At 69.9% G+C, this 21,747-nt stretch carries 19 protein-coding genes; 14 read left to right on the top strand and 5 right to left on the bottom strand.

Features of this window, described 5'->3' with window-relative positions:
• Positions 1–169 precede the first annotated feature (169 nt).
• A complete protein-coding gene (locus tag ABZ342_RS05105) occupies positions 170–1,435 on the bottom strand; it encodes an aromatic acid/H+ symport family MFS transporter (RefSeq protein ID WP_360468857.1) in 1,266 nt (421 codons plus the stop codon).
• A 150-nt stretch (positions 1,436–1,585) separates the two neighbouring features.
• Between ABZ342_RS05105 and ABZ342_RS05100 the strand changes: the two genes are divergently transcribed.
• Entirely contained in the window at positions 1,586–3,220 is a 1,635-nt protein-coding gene (locus ABZ342_RS05100) for a cation:proton antiporter (protein WP_360468855.1), read from the top strand.
• Between the two features lie 25 nt (positions 3,221–3,245).
• Here the strand turns inward: ABZ342_RS05100 and ABZ342_RS05095 are convergent, their stop codons facing one another.
• Positions 3,246–3,473, bottom strand: coding sequence for a hypothetical protein (locus ABZ342_RS05095; RefSeq protein WP_360468853.1), 228 nt, complete (start codon positions 3,471–3,473; stop codon positions 3,246–3,248).
• A gap of 210 nt (positions 3,474–3,683) precedes the next feature.
• On the opposite strand from ABZ342_RS05095, the gene ABZ342_RS05090 reads away from it, so the two are divergent.
• Entirely contained in the window at positions 3,684–4,181 is a 498-nt protein-coding gene (locus ABZ342_RS05090) for an OsmC family protein (protein WP_155548057.1), read from the top strand.
• Positions 4,182–4,192: 11 nt separating this feature from the next.
• Here ABZ342_RS05090 and ABZ342_RS05085 read toward each other — a convergent pair whose 3' ends face one another.
• The gene (locus ABZ342_RS05085; RefSeq protein ID WP_360468851.1) at positions 4,193–5,479 is read right to left on the bottom strand and encodes an adenylosuccinate synthase; all 1,287 of its coding nucleotides are present in this window, start codon (positions 5,477–5,479) and stop codon (positions 4,193–4,195) included.
• A 114-nt stretch (positions 5,480–5,593) separates the two neighbouring features.
• On the opposite strand from ABZ342_RS05085, the gene ABZ342_RS05080 reads away from it, so the two are divergent.
• The 6 genes from ABZ342_RS05080 to ABZ342_RS05055 all read left to right on the top strand — a co-directional run bounded on the left by ABZ342_RS05080 (position 5,594) and on the right by ABZ342_RS05055 (position 12,073).
• Positions 5,594–6,238, top strand: a complete 645-nt coding sequence (locus tag ABZ342_RS05080) for a hypothetical protein (protein WP_155549367.1) — start codon at positions 5,594–5,596, stop codon at positions 6,236–6,238.
• 140 nt (positions 6,239–6,378) lie between these two features.
• Complete coding sequence (locus ABZ342_RS05075) at positions 6,379–7,017, top strand: HNH endonuclease family protein (protein WP_155548059.1); 639 nt, start codon at positions 6,379–6,381, stop codon at positions 7,015–7,017.
• Between the two features lie 134 nt (positions 7,018–7,151).
• Complete coding sequence (locus tag ABZ342_RS05070) at positions 7,152–8,762, top strand: ABC transporter substrate-binding protein (protein WP_360468849.1); 1,611 nt, start codon at positions 7,152–7,154, stop codon at positions 8,760–8,762.
• A complete protein-coding gene (locus ABZ342_RS05065; protein ID WP_360469224.1) occupies positions 8,759–9,712 on the top strand; it encodes an ABC transporter permease in 954 nt (317 codons plus the stop codon). The genes ABZ342_RS05070 and ABZ342_RS05065 overlap by 4 nt, the downstream gene beginning before the upstream one ends.
• Positions 9,705–10,526 (top strand): ABC transporter permease, encoded by an 822-nt coding sequence (locus ABZ342_RS05060; protein WP_360468847.1) that lies wholly within the window; start codon positions 9,705–9,707, stop codon positions 10,524–10,526. The genes ABZ342_RS05065 and ABZ342_RS05060 overlap by 8 nt, the downstream gene beginning before the upstream one ends.
• A complete protein-coding gene (locus ABZ342_RS05055) occupies positions 10,523–12,073 on the top strand; it encodes an ABC transporter ATP-binding protein (protein WP_360468845.1) in 1,551 nt (516 codons plus the stop codon). The genes ABZ342_RS05060 and ABZ342_RS05055 overlap by 4 nt, the downstream gene beginning before the upstream one ends.
• A gap of 3 nt (positions 12,074–12,076) precedes the next feature.
• Here the strand turns inward: ABZ342_RS05055 and ABZ342_RS05050 are convergent, their stop codons facing one another.
• A complete protein-coding gene (locus ABZ342_RS05050; protein WP_360468843.1) occupies positions 12,077–12,700 on the bottom strand; it encodes a hypothetical protein in 624 nt (207 codons plus the stop codon).
• Positions 12,701–13,028: 328 nt separating this feature from the next.
• On the opposite strand from ABZ342_RS05050, the gene ABZ342_RS05045 reads away from it, so the two are divergent.
• A complete protein-coding gene (locus ABZ342_RS05045) occupies positions 13,029–13,922 on the top strand; it encodes a glycosyl hydrolase family 18 protein (protein ID WP_360468841.1) in 894 nt (297 codons plus the stop codon).
• Positions 13,923–13,939: 17 nt separating this feature from the next.
• On the top strand, positions 13,940–15,046 hold the full coding sequence (locus tag ABZ342_RS05040) for a glycosyltransferase (RefSeq protein ID WP_360468839.1): 1,107 nt from the start codon (positions 13,940–13,942) through the stop codon (positions 15,044–15,046).
• On the opposite strand, the gene ABZ342_RS05035 is transcribed toward ABZ342_RS05040, so the two are convergent.
• Positions 15,030–16,907, bottom strand: a complete 1,878-nt coding sequence (locus ABZ342_RS05035) for an FAD/NAD(P)-binding protein (RefSeq protein ID WP_360468837.1) — start codon at positions 16,905–16,907, stop codon at positions 15,030–15,032. The genes ABZ342_RS05040 and ABZ342_RS05035 overlap by 17 nt on opposite strands.
• Before the next feature lie 218 nt (positions 16,908–17,125).
• Between ABZ342_RS05035 and ABZ342_RS05030 the strand changes: the two genes are divergently transcribed.
• The 4 genes from ABZ342_RS05030 to ABZ342_RS05015 all read left to right on the top strand — a co-directional run bounded on the left by ABZ342_RS05030 (position 17,126) and on the right by ABZ342_RS05015 (position 21,738).
• Positions 17,126–17,449: a hypothetical protein gene (locus tag ABZ342_RS05030; protein ID WP_360468835.1), complete on the top strand. Its 324-nt coding sequence runs from the start codon at positions 17,126–17,128 to the stop codon at positions 17,447–17,449.
• An 81-nt stretch (positions 17,450–17,530) separates the two neighbouring features.
• On the top strand, positions 17,531–18,676 hold the full coding sequence (locus ABZ342_RS05025) for an LLM class flavin-dependent oxidoreductase (protein ID WP_155548067.1): 1,146 nt from the start codon (positions 17,531–17,533) through the stop codon (positions 18,674–18,676).
• Between the two features lie 317 nt (positions 18,677–18,993).
• Positions 18,994–20,253: an MFS transporter gene (locus tag ABZ342_RS05020; RefSeq protein WP_360468833.1), complete on the top strand. Its 1,260-nt coding sequence runs from the start codon at positions 18,994–18,996 to the stop codon at positions 20,251–20,253.
• Positions 20,254–20,571: 318 nt separating this feature from the next.
• Complete coding sequence (locus ABZ342_RS05015) at positions 20,572–21,738, top strand: GGDEF domain-containing protein (protein WP_360468831.1); 1,167 nt, start codon at positions 20,572–20,574, stop codon at positions 21,736–21,738.
• Positions 21,739–21,747 lie beyond the last annotated feature (9 nt).

The following is a 21,747-nucleotide window of genomic DNA, read 5'->3' as shown; positions in this document are numbered from 1 at the left end:
AATCATCTGCCTGACGGTGATCATCCTTGTATGGCTCTCGTACGTGTACAAGCGGCCGTTGTCGCTCAAGGTGTGGCCGTTCGCGCTGGTCTCCCCGATGAAGAGCGACGACGCCCTGCATCCGCCGAGGGCGCAGTGGCGCGAGCTGCGACACCGTGAAGGAAGGCCCTCACGGCGTTAGGGGATCGCGAGTGCGGGATTCCGCGACCCGAGCGGATTCGACGTCCGGCGCGCTCGTCGTCGTCGGAGAGCGGCGGCCGGGGCGGACCACCGTCACGGCCGCCGCGCCCAGCGCACCGACGGCGGCGAACGCGTAGAAGCCCCACGGGTACGCGATCCCGGCGGTCAGCAGCGCGCCGCCGAGGAGCGGGCCGGAGATCGCGCCGATCCGGCCGATACCGGCGGACCAGCCGAGGCCGGTCGCGCGGATCGCGTCCGGGTAGACGCGGCCGATGTAGGCGTACACCAGCACCTGCGCGCTGAACACGAAGCAGCCGGTCAGGAACACCGCCGCGTACAGCCCGACCGCCGGCAGCTTCACGCTCAGCAGCGCGAGGAACACCGCGCCCAAGCAGAACCAGACGATGGCCGACGGGCGGATGCCGACGCGGTCGGCGACCCGGCCCGCGACGAGCAGGCCCACGATGCCGCCGACGTTCAGCGTCAGCAGCAGGCTCAGCGCCGCGCCGAGCGGGTACCCGGCCTGGCGCATGATCTCGGGCAGCCAGGTGTTCAGGCCGTACACCAGCAGCAGGCCCATGAACGACGTCACCCAGAACGCGATCGTCGCGCGCAGCAGGCCGCCGCGGAACAGGCCGGCCACCGCGTGCCCGGCCGATCGCTCGGTCTCGCGGACCCGCTGGAACGACTCCGACTCCGGCAGGAACTTCAGCATCAGCGGGATCAGCACGGCCGCGGGCAGCGCGCCGGCGACGAACATCGCGCGCCAGCCCAGCGGCGAGATCAGCACGATGCCGAGCAGCGCCGTCAGCACCGCGCCGACGTGGTAGCCGGTCATCACGGTGGTCGTCGCGCTGCCGGACTTGCCGTGGCGCGCGTACTCCGTGACCAGCGTGATGGCCGTCGGCAGGCAGCCGCCGAGACCGAGCCCGGCGACGAACCGCAGGAGGCCGAAGACGAACGTCGACGGCGCGAACGCGCACAGCAGCGTGCACAGCGAGAACAGCGTCACGGAGATGAGCAGCGACTTCCGGCGGCCGATGACGTCGGTGATGGTGCCGATCGCGAGCCCGCCCAGCATCATCCCGGCCAGGCCGACGGTCGAGACGACCGACGCCGTCGCGGGCGTCAGGCCCCAGACGTGGTCGCGCAGCAGCACGGGCAGCACGGAGCCGAGCACGACCAGGTCGAACCCGTCGAGCAGGACGGCGGTCCAGGCCAGGGGCACGACCCAGGAGCGGGCGCCAGGGGACATGGGAGAACCTCCGGATGTGCGTCGGTGCACGTGATCCGCACAAGTGTGCGGATTGCGCACGAGTATGCATGCCGGATATGGGGTTTTCCAGGGCACTTCCATTGAGCGGAAGCCGAGCGCAGGGCCTCTACCTGGGAGAAGATCACGCGGGTGGAGATCCTGACGCTGATGGGCGTGCTCGCCGGTTCGCTCGCGCTGACCGCGGTCGCTCGCCGCTACAACCTGTCCGCGCCGCTGCTGGTCGTGGTCGTCGCGCTCGGGGTCGCGCTGATCCCCGGGGTGCCGCGGTTCGAGCTGGAACCCGAGCTGGTGCTCACGGTCGTGCTGCCGCCGTTGCTCTACTCGACGTCGCTGGAAAGCTCCCTGACGCACTTCAAGAACAGCCTCCGGCCGATCGTCGCGCTCGGCGTGGTGCTGGTGGCGGTGACCGCGGTGGTCGTCGCGGTCGTCGTGCACCTGCTGCTGCCGGACGTGCCGTTCGCCTCCGCGCTGGTCCTCGGCGCGGTCGTGGCGCCCCCGGACGCGGTGACGGCGGTGGCGATCGGCCGCAAGCTCGGCCTGCCGCGGCGGCTGATGACCGTGCTGACCGGGGAGAGCCTGGTCAACGACGCCGCCGCGCTGACGCTGTACAAGGTCGCGCTCGCCGCGGTCGCGGGCACCGCGGGCTCGGCCGGGCACGGGTTCGCGGTGTTCGGGGTGGCGACGGTGCTGGGCATCGGGGTCGGCCTGGCGATCGGCGCCGCGGTCGTGCTCATCCGGCGGCTGCTCGACGACCCGCTGCTGGAGTCGGCGTTCGGGATCATCGTGCCGTTCGGCGCGTACGTCCTCGCCGAGCACCTGCACCCGTTCGGCCCGGAGTTCAGCGGGTCCGGCGTCCTGGCTGTCGTCGCCGCGGGGCTGTACCTGGGCGCGCGTTCGCTGTACGCGTCACCCGCGACGCGGATGCAGGACAGATCGGTGTGGGCGTCCGTCGACGTCCTGCTGGAGGCGCTGGTGTTCGCGCTGATGGGGCTGCAGCTGCCGTTCGTGCTCGACGGCGCCCAGCACGCGGCCCGCGACAACGGGACGCTCGTGCTGGTCGCGGTGGTCGTGCTGCTGGTGACGATGCTGGTGCGGATCCCGGCGGTGTTCGTCTTCGCGTACCTGCCGCGGACGTTGCGGCTGTTCGGCTACGGGCGCGCGGCCCCGTCGTGGCGGACGCTCATGGTGCTCTCGTGGACCGGCATGCGCGGCGTCGTCACGCTGGCCGCGGCCGCCGGTGTCCCCGCCGCGACGCCGGGACGGGAGGAGATCCAGCTGTTCGCGTTCGCGGTGGCGATCGGGACGGTGCTGATCCAGGGGCTCACGCTGCCCCCGCTGATCCGCGTGCTGAAAGTCCAGGACCCGGCGGAGGCTTCCCGCGACGAGGCCGAAGAGCTGGCCGCGCGCGAAGTCGCGAAGAAGGCGGCGCACCAGCGGCTGCGCGAGATCAGCCACGACCGGCTCGCGTCCCTGGACCTGCCGCCCGAGAAGGTCGAACAGCTGAAGGAACGGCTGAAACGGCTCGTCGACACGCGCTACCGGTTCGCCGAAGCCACGATCAAGCTGTCCGGCGAGGACCGCTCCGGCACCCCGCAGGCCCAGTTCGCGAAGGCCCGCAAGGAACTCCTGATCGCCCAGCGCAAGGCGATGATCGATGAGAACCGCGCCGGCCGCCTCGACGACGACATCCTCCAGAAAGTGCTGCGCGAACTGGACCTCGAGGAGATGTCGGTGACGGCGGCGCTCACGAACCGGTTGAGCTGACGACCTCCCGGGCGTGGGGAGCCCGTCAGCGTCGCCGGCCCAGAAGCCGTTTCAGGGAGCGAAGACGACGTCGCGGCTGAGTAGTTCCTGTCTGCAGGACGAGCTCGAGCACGGCGGCTTGCTGATCGACGTGGGCCCGGGCATAGCCGGGCGACGCGGCGACGGCGCGCCGCAGATCGTCGGGATCGGCGGTGGCGGTGCGGAACCCGGCGACCCGGGTCACGTCGATCGGGCCCCGGCTGTGCGTCTCCACCCTGTGCGTCTCCAAGAAAGGCTCTCCTGCTGTCCGGCGGCGGTGTCTGCCCTCGTTATCGCTCCGTTACCGCGGGCGTTACCGCCTTCGCGTCCCCCGGTCGAGTGCTTCCGCATGCCGGACACCGCCGCTCCCAGGACTTGAGAACCCGAGCGAGCGCTTTCGGAATCGCCCACCCTGTGGCGAAACCGATCACCCGAGGAGAACCCCATGTCGCTGACCGACGTCATCGAAGGCACTCGCAAGGCGGTCGACGCCGACCCGCACAACGCCGCCGTCTCCTTCAGCGTCGACCACACCCTCAAGCCCGGGACCAAAACCGAGGTCCTGGTCAAGGTCCGGGACCACAGCTTCACCGTCGACGAGCCGCCCGCGCTCGGGGGGACCGACCAGGCCGCGAACCCCGTCGAGTTCGCGCTCGCCGCCCTCGGGTCCTGCCAGGTCATCACCTACCAGTTCTGGGCGGCGAAGCGCGGCATCCCGCTCGACTCCGTCAAGGTCACCGTCGACGGCGATCTCGACCTGCACGGCTTCTTCGGCTTCTCCTTCAACACCCGCCCCGGTTTCGGGGACGTGCGCGTGTCCGTCGAACTCGAAGGCCCGGCGAGCCGGGAGCGCTACGAAGACCTCAAGCGCGAGGTCGACGAGCACTGCCCGGTGCTCGACCTGTTCCGCAACGAGACGCCGGTCAGCACGAAGCTGACCTAGACGTACAGCGCCTATACAAACGTGTGCCGGACGATCGTCTGCTCGCGGCCCGGGCCGACGCCGATCGCCGAAATGCGGGCGCCCGACAGCTCTTCCAGACGCTCGACGTACGCCCGCGCGTTCGCCGGGAGCTCCTCGAACGTGCGGCACGCCGAGATGTCCTCGAACCAGCCCGGGTGCTCTTCGTAGATGGGGATCGCGTGGTGCACGTCGGTCTGCGTCATCGGCATGTCCTGCGTGCGGAAACCGTCGACCTCGTACCCCACGCACACCGGCACCTTCTCCAGCCCGGACAGCACGTCCAGCTTGGTGAGGAAGTAGTCGGTGATGCCGTTGACGCGGACCGCGTAGCGCGCGATCACCGCGTCGAACCAGCCCGTGCGCCGCGAACGCCCCGTGGTGACGCCGAACTCGCCGCCCTGCTTGCGCAGGTACTCGCCGGACTCGTCGTGCAGCTCGGTCGGGAACGGGCCCGAGCCGACGCGGGTCGTGTACGCCTTGAGGATGCCGAGCACCGTGGTGATGCGGCCCGGGCCGATGCCCGAACCCGCGCTCGCGCCGCCGGACGTCGGGTTCGACGACGTCACGAACGGGTAGGTGCCGTGGTCGACGTCGAGCAGCGTGCCCTGTGACCCCTCCAGCAGCACGATCTCGCCGCGCTCCAGCGCCTGGTTCAGCTGCAGCCGCGTGTCGGCGATGCGGTGCGCGAACTTCTCGCCCGCGGCCAGCACCTCGTCGGCGACCTCGTTCGCGTCGAGGGCCTTGCGGTTGTAGACCTTCACCAGCACCTGGTTCTTGAACTCCAGCGCGGCTTCGACCTTCTGGCGGAAGATCTTCTCGTCGAGCAGGTCCTGCACGCGGACGCCGACGCGGGCGATCTTGTCCTGGTAGCACGGCCCGATGCCGCGGCCGGTGGTGCCGATCTTGCGGCTGCCGAGGTAGCGCTCGGTGACTTTGTCGATGGCCACGTGGTACGGCATGATCAAGTGCGCGTCGGCCGAGATCAGCAGCTTGGACGTGTCGACGTCCCGCGCTTCCAGTCCGGACAGCTCCTCGAGCAGCACGCCCGGGTCGACCACCACGCCGTTGCCGATGACGTTCGTCACTCCCGGCGTGAGGATGCCCGAAGGGATGAGGTGCAGGGCGAAGTTCTCGCCGTTCGGCAGGACGACCGTGTGACCGGCGTTGTTGCCACCCTGGTAGCGGACGACCCACTGGACGCGGTCACCCATCAGGTCGGTGGCCTTGCCCTTGCCTTCGTCCCCCCATTGGGCACCGATGAGCACGATGGCCGGCATGTGACACTCCAAGGTGGTCGACGACGTGAGGTTTAGTGTCCCGGACGGACACCGGTGGCGCTGAGGAAATGCCGGTGCATGACTGTAACGGAGGTCCTGCGGGTGCGCGGACTAGTGGTGGCCTGTGGCGATGGCGCGGCCGGCTTCGAAGAAGTCGATGACGTCGAATCGATCCGCGTGCCCAGCCGTCCCGGCAAGGCGGAAATCGACCCCTTGCTGGGCGAACACGATCACCTCGTCGTGTCGGGCACCGACGCGGACCTCGCCGCGGTCGTGGTGCGCCTGCTCCGTAAGGACGCTCTCACCGGCGTGTCGGTCGGGTTCGTGCCGTCGTCGCCGGACTCGGCCGTCGCCGCGCTCTGGGACCTGCCCAAGACGCCGTTGCAGGCCCTCGCGCTCGCCCTGCGCGGGGAGGTCGACCCGGTGCCGCTGATCCGCGACGACGTCGGCGGCGTGCTCGTCGGGCGCGGGGTGCTGCGGCTCGTGCGCGGCGTGGCCTACGCCGACGAGCAGGTGGCGCTGCGCGGGCCGGCGTCGTCGGTCGAGGTGACGCCGGACTCGGGCGGCCCGGGCTTGGCCGTCCGCGTCGTGAAGGGGACGATCTTCAAGCGCCCGACGACGTTCTACTCGCGCGCGTTCCAGATCGGCTGCATCCCGACGCGGCCCGTCAGCGACGACGTCGTCCACGACCGCGCGCTGAACAAGTGGACCTGGTACCGGCACACCGAGGATCTGCGCCTGGTGCGCGGTACTCTCTGACCTGCGAGTTTCACGTCCGGGTGAGTAAACAGCCACGCATCGTTCATCAACGGGCAGCAACATGTCACCTATACGTGTTGCACCCGCCACTCCGGTGTATCAGGGTTAGCTGTCCCCACACCTGAACCGGAGGCAGCAAAATGCCAACCAGGCGTGCTGTTCGTCATTCCTTGACCGTTCTCGCGGCCACCGCCGTGCTCTCCGGGACGCTGGTCAGCGTCGCCGAGGCCACTCCGCCGGGCATCCCGTCGGCCACGACGGCGAAGTCCGAGCTCGCGTCCCTGACCGTCAAGGCCGACGGTTCCCAGACCGGCTACAGCCGGGACAAGTTCCCGCACTGGATCGACCAGGGCAGCAGCTGCAACACCCGCGAGGTGGTCCTGAAGCGCGACGGCACGAACGTGCAGACCGGCTCCGACTGCGCGGCGACGTCCGGCAGCTGGTTCAGCCCGTACGACGGCGCGACCTGGACGGCGACGTCCGATGTGGACATCGACCACGTCGTGCCGCTGGCCGACGCGTGGCGCACCGGCGCGTCCGCGTGGACGACCGCGCAACGCCAGGCGTTCGCGAACGACCTCACGGATCCGCAGCTGATCGCCGTGACGGACAACGTGAACCAGCAGAAGGGCGACAAGTCTCCCGACCAGTGGAAGCCGCCGCTCACGAGCTACTGGTGCACCTACGCGAAGATGTGGACCGCGGTGAAGTACAAGTTCAAGCTCACGATCAACACCGCGGAGAAGTCGGCTTTGACGGACATGCTCGGCCGGTGCTGATCGCGGCCGGTTAGTCAAGGGGCATTCGTTGCGGTGTCAGGGAATGGGACCGCGGTTCGCCTGATGGGACGGCCTTCAGCGCGTGGTTAGCGTCGCTCTCGAAGACGCAACCGCTCCCCGCTGGAGGCCGTCCGGTGTCCCCACTCTTCCGCGCCCGCAACGCCGCGGCCCTGCTCGCCCTGCCCATCCTGCTTACCGCCTGCTCCGCCGCCGGTACCGAACAAGCCGCCGACGCCGGCCCGCCGAAACCCGGTGGCACGCTGCGCCTGGGCATCTCGTCCGCGCCCGACTGCCTCGACCCGCAGCAGGTCGCCACGAACGCGTCCATCAACGTCGCGCGCCAGCTCGTCGACTCGCTCACCGACCAGGACCCGAAGACCGGCGAGATCAAGCCGTGGCTCGCCGAGAAGTGGGAGGGCAACGCCGATTCGACGGCGTTCACCTTCCACCTGCGCGCCGGCGCGACGTTCTCCGACGGCAGCCCGGTCGACGCCGCCGCCGTGAAGACGAGCTTCGACGGCATCAAGGCCCTCGGCACCAAGGCCCAGCTGGGTTACGGCTACCTGGCCGCGTACAAGGGCTCCAGCGTGGTCGACCCGCGGACCGTCCGCCTCGAGTTCTCCGCGCCCAGCGCGCAGTTCCTGCAGGCCAGCTCGACGATGTCGCTCGGCGTGCTCGCGCCCGCCGCGTTCGGGAAGACGCCGGAACAGCGCTGCCAGGGCAACGGCTTGATCGGCTCCGGGCCGTTCGTGTTCGAGAGCCTGAAGCAGAACCAGGAGATCGTGCTGGCCAAGCGCAAGGGCTACAACTGGGGCTCGTCGCTGTTCAAGCACCAGGGCGAGGCCTACCTCGACAAGATCGACTACAAGATCGTGCCCGAGCCCGGCGTCCGCACCGGCAGCCTCGCGTCCGGCCAGCTCGACGCGGCGACCGACATCCAGCCGGTCGACGAGCCGCAGTTCAAGGGCAACGGCTTCACCGAGAACATCCGGCCCAACCCGGGTGTCGTGTTCAACCTGCACGCCAACACCTCCCGCGGCGTGCTCGCCGACGAGAAGGTGCGCCAGGCCGTGCTCAAGGGCGTCGACCGCCCCGAGGTCGTGAACACCGTGCTGACGGCGTCCTACCGGCCCGCCACCAGCATCCTCGGCTCGGCGACACCGCTGTATGAGGACCTCTCGCAGCAGCTCGCGTACGACCAGAAGGGCGCCGCCGCGCTGCTCGACGCCGACGGCTGGGTGCCCGGCCCGGACGGGATCCGCGTCAAGAACGGGCAGCCGCTGAGCGCGTCCGTCGTGTTCTCGCCGGTGTTCAACCAGAACCGCAGCGTGCTGGAGCTGGTCCAGCAGCAGCTCCGCAAGATCGGCTTCGACCTGCGGATCGAGCAGCACACGACCGCCGAGACCACGCAGATCCAGCTCAGCGGCAACTACGACTTCCTCTGGTACAACGTCACGCGCGCCGACCCGGACATCCTGCGCGGCCAGTTCTCCACCAAGGCCGGCAACCGAAGCAAGCTCGCCCCGGGCAACCCCCTCGATGTGGCACTGGACGCGCAGTCGTCCACTGTGGACAACGCCAAGCGCAAGCCGTCGGCCGACGAGGCGCAGAAGCTGATCATCGACCACGCCTACGCGATCCCGGTCTTCGAGCTGACCCAGGTCGTCGCGCTCGGCTCGCAGGCGCACGCCGTCGACTTCGAAGCGTCGTCACGGTTGCAGCTCTTCGACGCGTGGCTCTCGTGAGGCGGTACCTGCTCCGCCGCGTCGGGCAGGCGGTGTTCGTGCTGTGGGCGGCGTTCACGCTGTCGTTCCTGATCCTCTACCTGCTGCCGGGCGACGCCGTTTCGGCGAAGCTCGCCAGCGGGGAGGCCGGTTCGTCGGCGACGCCCGAGCAGCTCGCCGCCGCCCGCGCGGAGTACGGTCTCGACTCGCCACTGCCGGTCCAGTACCTGAAACGCCTGGTCTCGGCGCTGCACGGCGACTTCGGCCGCAGCGTCGCGACCGGCGACGACGCGTCGCACATGGTCGTCACGGCGTTGCCGCCGACGCTCGCCGTGACGAGCCTGGCGCTGGTGTTCGCGGTGCTCTTCGGCGGCGGCTCGGCGTTCCTCGGCACGTTCACGCGGTTCCGCTGGCTGCGGCAGGCGCTGCTGTCCCTGCCGTCGCTGGCGATCTCGCTGCCGCCGTTCTGGGTCGGGCTGCTGCTGATCCAGTTCTTCTCGTTCCGGCTGCGGTTGCTGCCCGCGCTCGGCACGCAGGGCTTCTCCGCGGTGCTCCTGCCCGCGATCACCCTTGCGCTGCCGACCGGCGCGATCATCGGCCAGGTGCTGGCGAAGAGCCTGGCCACGCAGCAGGAGGAGCCCTACGCGGAGATCGCCGCGGCCAAGGGCGCGAGCCGCTGGCGTGTCCACTTCGGACACCTGCTGCGCAACGCGGCCGTGCCGACGCTGACCGTCGCCGGCGTGGTGGCGGGCAACCTCGTCGCGGGGTCGGTGATCACCGAGACGGTGTTCTCCCGCGACGGCGTCGGCCGGATCACCGCGGCCGCCGTCACCGCGCAGGACGTCCCGGTGGTGCAGGCGGTGATCGTGCTGGCCGCGCTGGTGTTCGTGGTGTTGAACCTGATCGTCGACCTGCTCTACCCGCTGCTCGACCCGCGCATCGCCCGGACGCCGGAGGTGGCCCGTGGTTGACCTCGCCACCCCGGCTCGCGTGGTACGCCGCCCGGGTCTCGTGCTCGCGATCGCCGTACTGGCGTTCGTGCTGCTCGCGGCCTTCGTGCCCGGCCTGCTGACCGCGTACGACCCGATCACCGGCGTCCCGGTCGAACGGCTGCAAGGACCGTCGCTGCACCACCTCTTCGGCACCGACGAAACCGGCCGTGACGTCTACGCGCGGGTGATCCACGGCGCGTCGCTGTCGCTGCGGGCCACCGCGATCGCCGTGCTCGTGGCCCTGGTCGCGGGCTCGGCGCTCGGGCTGCTGGCCGGGTTCCGCGGCGGCTGGGCGGACACGGTGATCATGCGGATCGTCGACGTCTTCCTGGCCATCCCGCCGATCCTGCTGTCGCTGGCCCTGGTGACGGCGCTGGGCTTCGGCACGACGAACGTCGCGATCGCCGTCGGCATCGCGAACCTCGCGTCCTTCGCGCGGGTCATGCGCGCGGAGGTGCTTCGCGTGCGAAACGGCGTGTTCGTCGAAGCGGCGCGAGCGAGCGGAGTGCGCTGGTCGGGCGTGCTGCTGCGGCACGTCCTGCCGAACGCGGCGGGCCCGGTGCTCGCGCTGGCGACGCTCACGCTCGGGACGGCCGTGCTCGAGGTGTCGGCGCTGAGCTTCCTCGGCTTCGGCGCGACGCCGCCGACGCCGGAGTGGGGCTCGCTCGTCGCGGGCGGGCGCAGCTTCCTGGCCACCGCGTGGTGGATGACGACGTTCCCGGGCCTGACGGTCGCGGCGGTGGTCCTCGCCGCGAACCGGCTGTCCCGCGCGCTGGACGGAGGAGACCGATGACCCTGCTGCGGATTTCGGACCTGGCAGTGTCGTACAAAAAGATTCCGGCTGTGCGTGACGTCGGCCTGCACGTCGACGCGGGCGAAGTCGTCGCCGTCGTCGGCGAGTCCGGCTCGGGCAAGTCGACGACCGCGCACGCGGCGATCGGCCTGCTCCCGCGCGGCGGCCGGATCGACGGCGGTTCGATCACCTTCGACGGCCGGGACCTGCTCGGGCTGTCGTCCCGGCAGTGGCGCGGGGTGCGTGGGCGCGAGATCGCGCTGGTGCCGCAGGACCCGGCGGTGTCGCTGAACCCGGTGCACCGGATCGGCGACCAGGTCGCGGAGGTGCTGAAGATCCACGGCCTCGCGGACCGGCGGTCGGCGTCGCTGGAGGCGATCTCCTTGCTGGAGCGCGCGGGTGTCCCTTCGCCGGAGCTGCGGGCTCGGCAGTACCCGCACCAGCTGTCGGGCGGGCTGCGGCAGCGGGTGCTGATCGCGTCGGCGCTGGCCGGGCGGCCGAAGCTGATCATCGCGGACGAGCCGACGTCGGCGCTGGACGTCACCGTGCAGCGGCGGATCCTCGACCACCTGACGTCGTTGGCTGCCGAGTCGGGTACCGCGATCCTGCTGATCACGCACGACCTCGGTGTCGCGGCTGATCGCGCGTCGCGGATCGTGGTGCTTTCGCAGGGCTCGGTGGTCGAAGAGGGGTCTTCGGTCGTCAGCGCACCGACGCATCCCTATACCCGGCAGCTGATCGCGGCGGCGCCGAGCATGACGAGCACCGTGCGTCCGCCCGCGCCGGCCGCCGAGCCCCTGGTGTCCGTGCGCGACCTCGCGAAGACGTTCGACGGCGGGATCCGCGCGGTCGACGGGGTGTCGTTCGACATCCCGCGCGGCCAGACCCTGGCACTGGTCGGCGAGTCGGGCTCGGGCAAGTCGACGACCGCCCGCATGGTGCTCCGGCTGGAGACGCCGTCGGCGGGTTCGGTTTCGTTCGACGGGAGCGATATCACGTCGCTCGCGGGTCCCGAGTTGCGCCGGCTGCGGCGGCGGATGCAGATCGTCTACCAGAACCCGTACGCGTCGCTGAACCCGAAGTTCTCGATCGAAGACGTCGTCGCGGAGCCGCTGCGGGCGTTCGGGCTGCCGCGCACCCGGGTCCCGTCGCTGCTGGACCAGGTGGCGTTGCCGTCGTCGGTGGCGCGTCGGAAGCCGTCCGAGCTGTCGGGCGGCCAGCGGCAGCGGGTGGCGATCGCGCGGGCGCTGGCATTGCGGCCGGACCTGGTGGTGTGCGACGAACCGGTGTCGGCGCTGGACGTTTCGGTGCAGGCCCAGATCCTGCGGCTGCTGGCGGAGCTGCAGTCGTCGCTCGGGTTGTCGTACTTGTTCATCTCCCACGACCTGGCGGTGGTCCGCCGGCTCGCGGACCAGGTCGGCGTGATGCGCGAAGGGGCGCTGGTGGAGCTGGGCCCGGCTTCGCAGGTGCTGGAGGAGCCCCGGGCGGAGTACACGAAGGAACTGCTGGCGGCGATCCCCGGACGTTCGGCGCAGGAGGTGGGCTGAGGCTCAATGAATGCCGCAGCCACCGAACTGCTGGCAATCCTTCAGGTAGCGGCCTGCATTGTGGTAGCCGAGTTGCAGAGACATGGCGTGCGCGTTTCGTGGATCCAATTTCCGCAGCCACTGCGGTTCGATCTCGATCTTCCGGACCGGCTCAGGATAATCGCAGATCACCGGCCAGATCTCGGCCGGTGGGCAGCTTTTGGACGGCCACCCGTTTTGTCGACGGAACCCTTCGAGGTAGCGCACAGTCACCCACCGTGGCTTGGCTTCTTGCACCTCGGCCTTCCGCCACCCGCGCTCCCAAGCCCACACAGGATCGCCGGGATCATACGAGGTCGCTGACTGGTACGCCCCGACATGCGTAGCTCCAGGCATTCCAGCCATCTGGAACTGCGGCGCTCCGCCCATGACCCGGTAGTCGTCCGGCACCATGAACGGCTCCACGCTGAACGGTTCCCACCGGGAGTCGCGCCGGACGAGATGAATCTCGCCGAACCCGACGCACCGGTAGATCGGCGTGCCCGGCGGGATGAGACGCGCACGCTCACGGTATCCGCGCGACGACACACTGGTCGCGACCTTGACCCGCAGGTAACGGTCGCCGGGATGGGAGTCGAACTCTTCCACTCGCACCACTCGTTCAGGCACCCAGTCGCCATGGCCAAGCTGCCGAAGCAAGACTTTGTCGCCGAATCGAAAATGAGCGGAACGAACTCTGTTCACTGCCGCACTCCTGAAGATAGTCAGGAGGACACAGTAAATCAGTAGAAATGTACCACAAAGTGCGGGTTTCTTGGCCTAAGCCTGAAGTCCCTGGTCACGACACTCCCGACCCTCCAGCGAAGCATCATTTGGCACCCACGGGGGACAGATGTCGACAAAGCGAGACAGGAAACCGGACAAGTTCGACGGTGGGTGTTTCCCCAACCACCCACTGCCACGTATGGTCTGGACCATGCGGAGGATCGGCGTGGCCTTCGTGGCCTTGGTGCTGATGATTTCGGGTGCGGTGCCGGCTTCGGCCGCCGCCGGGCGCAGGGTTGTCGTCTACTACCAGACCATCTACAACGGCTCCGCCTACGTCTCGCCGCTCGCGCTCCAGAGCGCCGGGGCCACGGACGTGATCGTCGGGGCCATCCACCTCGACGCCAACAGCGTCGTGCACCTCAACGACGATCCGCCGAACGCGAGCAAGTTCACGCGGATGTGGCAGGACCTCGCGACCCTGCGCGGCCAGGGCGTGCACGTCCTCGCCTTCGTCGGCGGAGCCGCCGCCGGCAGCTTCCAGCGGCTCGAAACGCAGTTCGACACCTACTACCCGTTGCTGCGCAACCTCATCCGCACCTACTCGCTGTCCGGCATCGACCTCGACATCGAAGAGCACATGTCGAACGCCGCCCTCAACAAGGTGATCGACGCGCTGCGGGCCGATTTCGGCAGTTCGTTCCTGATCACCCTCGCCCCGGTCGCCACCGAGCTCAGCGGCGGCGGCGGGCTCTCGGGCCTCAACTACGACACCCTCTACCGCGACCGCGGCGCGCAGATCTCCTGGTTCAACGCGCAGTTCTACTGCGGCTGGGGCTCTCTCTCCAGCACCTCCGGCTACGACAACATCGTCCGCCGCGGGGTCGTGCCCGCGAGCAAGGTCGTCGCCGGGACCGTGACCAATCCCGCCAACTGCAGTGGGTACGTGGACATGTCGACCCTCCAGTCGACCGTGCGGAGCCTCAAGAGCAAGTACGCCGACTTCGGCGGGATCGACGGCTGGGAATACTTCAACTCCCTGCCCGGCGGGACGTCGGCGCCACAGCAGTGGCTGCAGCAAATCGCTCCGGTCGTGAAGGGCTGACGAGTACGCTCAGGGCGGTGCGGATCCTCTTCACGTGCCGCCCGGCGTACGGCCACCTGTTTCCCTTGCTGCCGTTGGCGAACGCGGCCCTCGACGCCGGTCACGAAGTCGTCTTCGGCACCGGTGAGGCCTTCGTACCCAAAGTGCGTGACCTCGGGTTCGCGGTCCACCGCGCCGGGATCGGCATCGGCGAGGCGGAGGCCGAAGCCAAGAAGCGGCACGGCGAGGACGCCGGGTTCATGGACGTCGGCATCACGATGTTCGCCGAGCTGCTGCCGCGGTCACTGCTCGACGACCTGACGCCGCTGCTCCCCGAACTGCGCCCCGACCTGGTCATCTACGAGATGAGCGACGTCGGTGCCGGGATCGCGGCGCGCCGGGCGGGTCTCCCCGCCGTCGCGGTCGTGATCGGCCGCTCGATGCCGCCGGAGCTCCTGTCCGTCGCCGCCGAACGGCTGCGCCCGCTCTGGGGCACGCTCCCCTCGGACGCCCTCTTCGGCGACGCCTGCGTCGATGCCTGGCCGGACAGCGTCCGCGACCCGGGCACGGCGGCCGTCCCGAAGGTGTTCCGGATGCGCCCGACGCCGTACGACCCCGACGTTCCGCTGCCGCCGCTCCCGGCAGACGGCTTTGTCTACCTGACGCTCGGCACCGTGGTCTACGGCGCTACGGACGTCCTGCGCGGCGCGATCCGCGCGCTGGCGAACCTCGACGTCGACGTGCTGGTGGCGCTCGGCCCCGGCGATCCCGCGCTGCTCGGAGACCTCCCGGAGCGAGTGCGAGCGGCCGGGTTCGTGCCGCAGGCCGAGGTGCTGAAGCACGCGGGCCTGGTGGTGCACCACGGCGGAACGGGCACGGTGCTCGCCTCGCTCGCGGCCGGGCTGCCCCAGCTGATCCTGCCCCAGGGCGCCGACCAGTTCGCCAACGCGGAGACGCTCTCCGCCCTCGAACTCGCCCGCTCACTGGTGGGCGACGAAGTCCGGATCCCCGCGATCGAGACGGCGGCACGCGAGCTGCTCGCGGATCCGAAGCCCCGGAACCTCGCGCGGGACATCGCGGCGGAGATCGCGGCGATGCCACCGCCGGAGCAGGTGCTGGCCGACATCGTCAGCTGGGCGCGCTGACCAGCGCCAGGATCTCCCGGGCCACCGCGTCGTTCTGGCGGAAGCTCGACGCGTTCGTCCGGGGGCGGGTGAACGCCGCCGCCGAGCGGGCGCTCGTGTGCGGGCCCACCGCGAAGCGGTGCGGGTGCGGCTGACCCGTTCCGTCGAGCAGGCGGGAGTCCGACACCCGCGTGTGGATCCGGCCCGAGGGCAGCAACGCGCCGGTGACCGGGTCCGCCACCGTCTCCTCCGCCAGCTCGCCCGTGTCGCGCAGCTGCCGGAGCAGCCCGTCCGCCGCCCGCGTGACGCTCGGGCCCGGCAGCCGCGCCTCGACCAACGTCCGCGCCGAGACCTCTCCCGGGTAGCTGGCACTGGACGCGACGAACGCGTCGCGCTCCGCCGTCACCCGCATGTCCGCGCCGGCGAACGAAACCACGCCGGCCTGGTGCAGGGCCAGCAGCTCCTCCAGCCGGCGCGGGGGCGGCCCGCTCGCGTAGTACGAGAAGAACCCGTGGAACCAGCCGTCCATGTCGGACACCTGCGAAGACGCGGCCAACCGTCCTTTTTGGACGAGCACCGGCAGCTGGCCGTACACCGAGAGCAACGCCATGAACGCGCCGAGGTCGGCGCTGAACGCCTGGTCCGCCCGGCGCGCGAGGTCGGCTTCGACGTACTCCCGCAGCTCCTTGCCGAACTCCTCCGCCGAGCCGAACTCGCGGCCTTCCAGGGGCCGGTCGAGCCGGTCCAGGTCGAGGCGGTCGGCCTCGGCGGGCACCGCCCGCGCGACGAGGTCGCGCATCTCCGGCGAGTCCCACGGCAGGTCGGCGAAAGCGTCCGCGAACACGACGAAGTCCAGGTTCACGCGATCCGGGTGCCCGGTGAACAGCTCGCTGTAGTAGCCCCAGGCCAGCTCCTTCGCGATCAGCGGCCAGACGTCCGCGCGGAAGTCGAGCGCCTGCCCGGGGAGGCCGTCCATGGCGTAGGCGTCGAAGAACCTGGGCAGCCGCAACGGTTTTCCGCGCAACCGGTAGCCGATCTTCGCGTGGTACGGGACCCCGCGCCGGGAGCCGACGTGCAGCACCGGCTCGGCCCCGCTCGGGTGGTAGCGCAGGCCGCCGCCCGGGAGGTCCTCGAACCGGCCGCCGCGGCCCTCGGTCAGCAGCAGCATCAGGTCGACGAACGCCAGCCCGAACCCGCGCACCAGCACGGTTTCACCCGGCGCGATGCCGGAGTAGTCGACGTCGGCGGTGTAGCCGGCCGGGTAGTAGGCGAGCCCGTGCCGCGCGGCGAACGTCACGAGCTCGCGCTCCCGTTCGTCCGGTTCCGCGTCGAGGTGCCCGACGGTGAACACGACGGCGTCCGCCGGGACGGTCGTCCCGTCGGAGAGGCTGACGGTCCGGCCGTCGACCCCGACCGCCCGCGCGGCGTGTTCGACGACATCGATGCCGTCGGGCAGGTCGCCGAGGACCTGGCGGTAGAACCAGGTCAGGTAGGCGCTCTGCAGCCGCCGGGTCGGGAAGTCGAAGCTGTCGAGCGCGGTCAGCTCGGCGACGACGTCCGGCGGGACCTCGGCGTCGAGCTCGCCGTCACGCACCTTGCGCGCCCACTCCAGCAGCGTCGGCCCCGCGCGCACCGGGCCCGTCATCTTCACCGATTCGTCGGTGAACATCGTGACGTCCTCGGGCATGGAGTTCATCCGCAGCAACGGCGACTGGTCGTACCGCCACACCCGGCCGGGCCCCGGCGGGAACGGGTCGATCAGGTGCACCTCGAGCCGGCGGTCGCGCAGGAGCTCGGAATTCGCGCCGAGCCGCTCGAGGACGCCGACCCCCCGGGGTCCGGCGCCCACGACAGCGAGGGTGAACGGCGCGCGCTCGGCCATGAAACCGAAGCTACGCGGCGGTCCGGGCCCGGGACGTCCTTCCCATACTCCGGAATTCCGGGAATAAAACCAAACACTCCGGGTCGCGGCGCCGAATGCCCGGGGCACCACGGCGAGAGGAGCGGATTTGTCCGAAGTCCCACCAGGCGCCCGGGCCTTACCACCCGCTTTGCGGGGGTCCGGGTGGCGGAGCCCCCGGCCGCGGGGCGGAGCTCCGCATGTCACGGCAGCACTGCCGCGACGACGAAGACTTGGCCGCTGAGATAGGCCCGCCGCACCGCGTCCACACCGCGCAGGACGTGGTCGGCACCCTGCTCAGGGGCAACTGGGCGATCTTCGCGCACGAATGGGCCGACCCCGACGGGATCGACCCGAAGCACTGGCGAGACGTCGTCGAAGCCGCGTCAGAGGCGGCCGGGGTCGACGTCGAGTTCGTCGTGATCCCGCGCCGGTCCCTGACCGTCGTGTTCAACCGGGCGGCGCCGCCCACCTTCGAGCAGGTCCGCGCGTCGATCGAGGTGATCGAGAAGCACCGGGCCTGAGTTCCACCCTGCGGACTCCGTTGCCGTCCTCCGCTCGCCAGGCGTAGCCCTGGAAGCAGCGACGCGAGAGAAGGTGACGGAATGCCGGTGGAGTTCCTGGGCATCGGAGGCACGCACGACGGGTCGGAGACGCACGCCCGCTCGGGCGGGGTGTTCGACAAGGAGTACACGCTGCGCCTGGCCCGCGCGCACGAGGACTTCGGCTGGGACCGGGTGCTGTTCGCCTACGGTTCCGGCTCGCCGGACCCCGCGCAGGCGGCCGCGTACGTCGCCACGAAGCTCGACAAGCTGCAGATCCTGCTCGCGCACCGCCCGAACGTCTCGTACCCGACGTTCGCGGCGAAGACGTTCGCGTCGCTCGACCAGATCTCCGACGGCCGCCTGACGGTGCACTTCATCACCGGCGGCAACGACCACGAGCAGCAACGCGAAGGCGACTTCCTCACGAAGGACGAGCGCTACGCGCGCACGCGCGAAGCCATCCAGATCATCAAGAAGGCGTGGACGTCGGACGAGCCCTTCGACTTCGAGGGCGAGCACTACCGCTTCAACGACTACGTCAGCGACATCAAGCCCGTGCAGAAGCCACGGCCGGGCGTCTCCTTCGGCGGCTCGTCGCCCGCCGCGTACGCCGCCGGCGGCGCGGAAGCGGACATCTACTGCCTCTGGGGTGAGCCGCTGGCCCAGACCGCGGAGCAGATCGAGTCGGTGAAGGCGGCGGCGCTGGCGGCCGGCCGCACGGACGTGCCGCGGATCCAGGTCGCGTTCCGGCCGATCATCGCGCCGACCGAGGAGCTGGCCTGGGAAAAGGCGTACGCGACAGTCGGTGCGATCAAGGACCGGACGAAGGGCGGGCAGCCGCTGACCCGGCGGCACAAGCTCACCGAGCCCGAGAACACCGGCTCCCAGCGGCTGCTGGCCCTGGCGGCGCAGGGCGAACGCTTCGACCGCGCGCTGTGGACCCCGACGGCGGCCGCGACGGGCGGCGCGGGCAACTCGAACGCGCTGGTCGGCACGCCGGAGACGGTCGCGCAGGCGCTGCTGGACTACTACGACCTGGGCGTCGAGATCCTGTCGGCGCGCGGCTACGACATGCTCGGCGACACGATCGACTTCGGCCGGTACGTCATCCCGATCGTCCGGGAAGAGGTCGCCAAGCGGGACGCCGCACGCGCTTCCGGCGTCACGCGGGCACCTGCGGAGGACGCCCTCGCCGTAGACGGCTGACCTGCGTTTCCCTCAAGTAGCCACCTCGCGAACGCGAGGTGGCTACTTTTGCCTCTGGCCCTCCGGCCATCGGGTGCGGAATGATCCATTGGTGACTCCTGGGCGACCGGCCAGACACTGCGGGCTATCGTCTGACCCGTTCAGGAAAGCTCCGTGACACCTTGGATACCGGCGAAAGAACCTAGAGATTTACCAACCGTCACGGGACACTGGCTGAGGTAACTCACGTACCGTGACTGCCTCATGACCGATCGCCCTTTTTGTCACCTGCGGTCATGCGAAGGGCACGGTCTGCACAAGAGGTCGGGAGAAAGCGCATGGCAGCTCCGCGGGATCGCGTCACGTTCCGCGAGGTGTTCGGGATCGCCGAGTTCCGCGCGCTGTGGTTCGGGGAACTGCTGTCGATCGCCGGGGACCAGCTCGCCAGGGTCGCCCTGTCCATCCTGGTGTTCACCGGGACCAACTCCGCCACGCTGACCGGCCTCACGTACGCGCTGACCTACGCTCCCTCGCTGCTGGGCGGCGTCTTCCTGACCGGGTTCGCCGACCGCTTCCCGCGCCGCAGCGTGATGGTGCTCGTCGACCTCGTGCGCGCCGCCCTGATCCTGCTCGTCGCCCTCCCCGGGGTGCCGTTCTGGCTGATGTGCGTGCTGGTCGGCGGGGTGTCCCTGGTCAACCCGCCGTTCAAGGCGTCCCAGCTCGCGCTGCTGCCCCAGGTGCTCGAAGGCGACCGGTTCGTCGTCGGGATGGGCATCCGCAGCATGACCGTGCAGAGCGCGCAGCTGCTCGGGTTCGCCGGCGGCGGTGCGCTGCTGATCGCCCTCGACCCGCACGTGGCACTGGCCATCGACGCCGCCACCTTCGTGCTCTCGGCCCTGTTCATCCGCCTCGGCGTCCAGGCCCGGCCGGCCGCGGCGACCGGCGAGCAGCGCAAGTCCTTCTTCGCGACGCTCGGCGGCGGCAGCCGGACGGCGTTCGCGAGCTCGCCGCTGCGCACCCTGGTGCTGTTCACCTGGCTGATGGGGCTGCTGCCGGTCTACGAAGGCATCGCCGCGCCGTACGTGTCGGCGGCGGGCGGCGGCCCCGAAGCGATCGGCCTGCTGCTCGCGGCCGACCCGATCGGCAGCGTCATCGCGACGTTCGCCTACACGCGCTGGGTCCCCGCCCGGGTCCGCCCGAAGCTGATCGGGCCGCTCTCCGGGTTGTGCGCCGTCCCGCTCGTGCTCTGCTTCCTCAACCCCGGGCCGATCGCGTCGATCGTCCTGTTCATCGTGTCCGGCGGGCTCGGCACCGTCTGCCTGCTGCAGGCGACCGCGTCACTGACGCTGGCCGTGCCCGACGCGCAGCGCGCGCAGGTGATGGGCCTGTCCAACACCGGGCTGACCACGATGATGGGCATCAGCCCGCTGATCGGGGGCGTGCTCGCGGATCAGCTGAGCCCACACGGCACCGTCGGGATCTTCGGCATCGCCGGGATCGTGCTCACCCTGCCACTGGCGGCGCTGTGGGCACGATCGTTATCGGGCGAGCCCGGACGATGGCACGACAAAGAAGCCGCACGCGCCGAACATGCTTGACATGCCCCGCGCGTGGGCCTGACCTGCGCGACCTTGCGGTGCGCTGTGCGGTCACTGATCTTTGCCGCGCATCGCTGGCCACCTCTCGTTCCGGTGTCAAAGAAAAAGTACACACCGAAAGCCCTTGTGGACAGCTGGCAAACGGTCTGAAACTGTCCGTGAGTAGATTGTCACTGATCACCTGCGCAAGGGGCTGGGGGAAAAATGGTCACATCGGGGGAACGGTCTGGACAAGCCTCGGTTCGTGGTGTTGCGGCCTGGGCGCTGTGGTCCAGGCCACGCGCTTGGGTCGCGGTCACGCTCACCGCGATCACCGTCATGCTTGCCTGGACCACCGCTGCCGCTCTGTCGATTCCGGTCACGCTCGCGAACGTGGGGACGTTCGCGCTGCTCACCGGCCTCGCGGTGGCTCAGACCGAAGTCAGCAGGCGCATCGAGCGCCAGCGCCGGATCCTGAGCAACGGGCCGCACGTCAACATGACGTCGGTCTGGCTGCTGCCCGCCGGGCTGCTCGTGCCGCCACAGCTCGTCGCCGTGCTGGGCACCGTTCTGTACGTCTACCTCGCGTTCCGCAGCTGGTCCGGGTTCCGGCCGGGTGAGTTCCACCGCGTCGCGGCCAACGCGACGACGATGATCCTCTCCGGCTTCGCCGCCGGCCTCGTCGCGGAAGCGCTCCACGGCCACGGCATGACCGCCGTCGCGCTCGCGGCCATCGCCTTCTTCACCACGAACACCGCCCTGACGGGGCTCGGCCTGTACCTCGCCGCACCGGAGAAGGCGAGCGTCGAAGGCTGTCTGGGGAACATGGACGACAACCTGCTGGAGCTGGCCACCCTGTGCGTCGGCGGCCTGCTCGTCATGGTCCTGACGACCGAGCCGCTGCTGTCCTTGCTGGTCATCCTGCCGCTGTACGTGCTCCAGCGGTCCGTGCTGATCAAGCGGCTCGAGGAGCTCGCCACCACCGACCAGAAGACGCAGCTGCTCAACGCCACCACGTGGCAGGACGGCGCGCAGCGGGAGATCTCGCGCGCGGCGCGGGACAACGGCAGCTTCGGCGCCATGATGATCGACCTCGACCACTTTAAGCGGATCAACGACACCTACGGGCACCTCGCGGGCGACGACGTGCTCAAGGCGGTGGCCGCCGTGGTCAAGCAGGAGACCCGGGCGCACGACCTGGTCGGCCGTTTCGGCGGCGAGGAGTTCGTCGCGCTGTTGCCGTCGACGTCCAAAGCGGACGCGATCGTCACGGCGGAACGGATCCGGCAACGGGTCAGCGAGCTGATCATCAGTACGAAGACCAACGAAGGCGCCGCCGTCGCCATCGAACGGCAGACGGCGTCCATCGGCGTCGCCGCCTACCCGCTCGACGGGTCGTCGATCGAGGAAGTGATGGCGTCCGCCGACGCGGCCGTGTACGCGGCCAAGCACGGCGGGCGGAACCGGGTGGTGGGGTCCGCCGAAGTGGCTTTGGCCGCGGCTTAGCTGTGCTGA

The organism is Amycolatopsis sp. NPDC005961 (genome assembly GCF_040629235.1).
GTDB lineage: Bacteria > Actinomycetota > Actinomycetes > Mycobacteriales > Pseudonocardiaceae > Amycolatopsis > Amycolatopsis camponoti.
The sequence above is the reverse complement of the archived record's forward strand: the minus strand, read 5'-3'. Positions and strand labels throughout refer to the sequence as shown.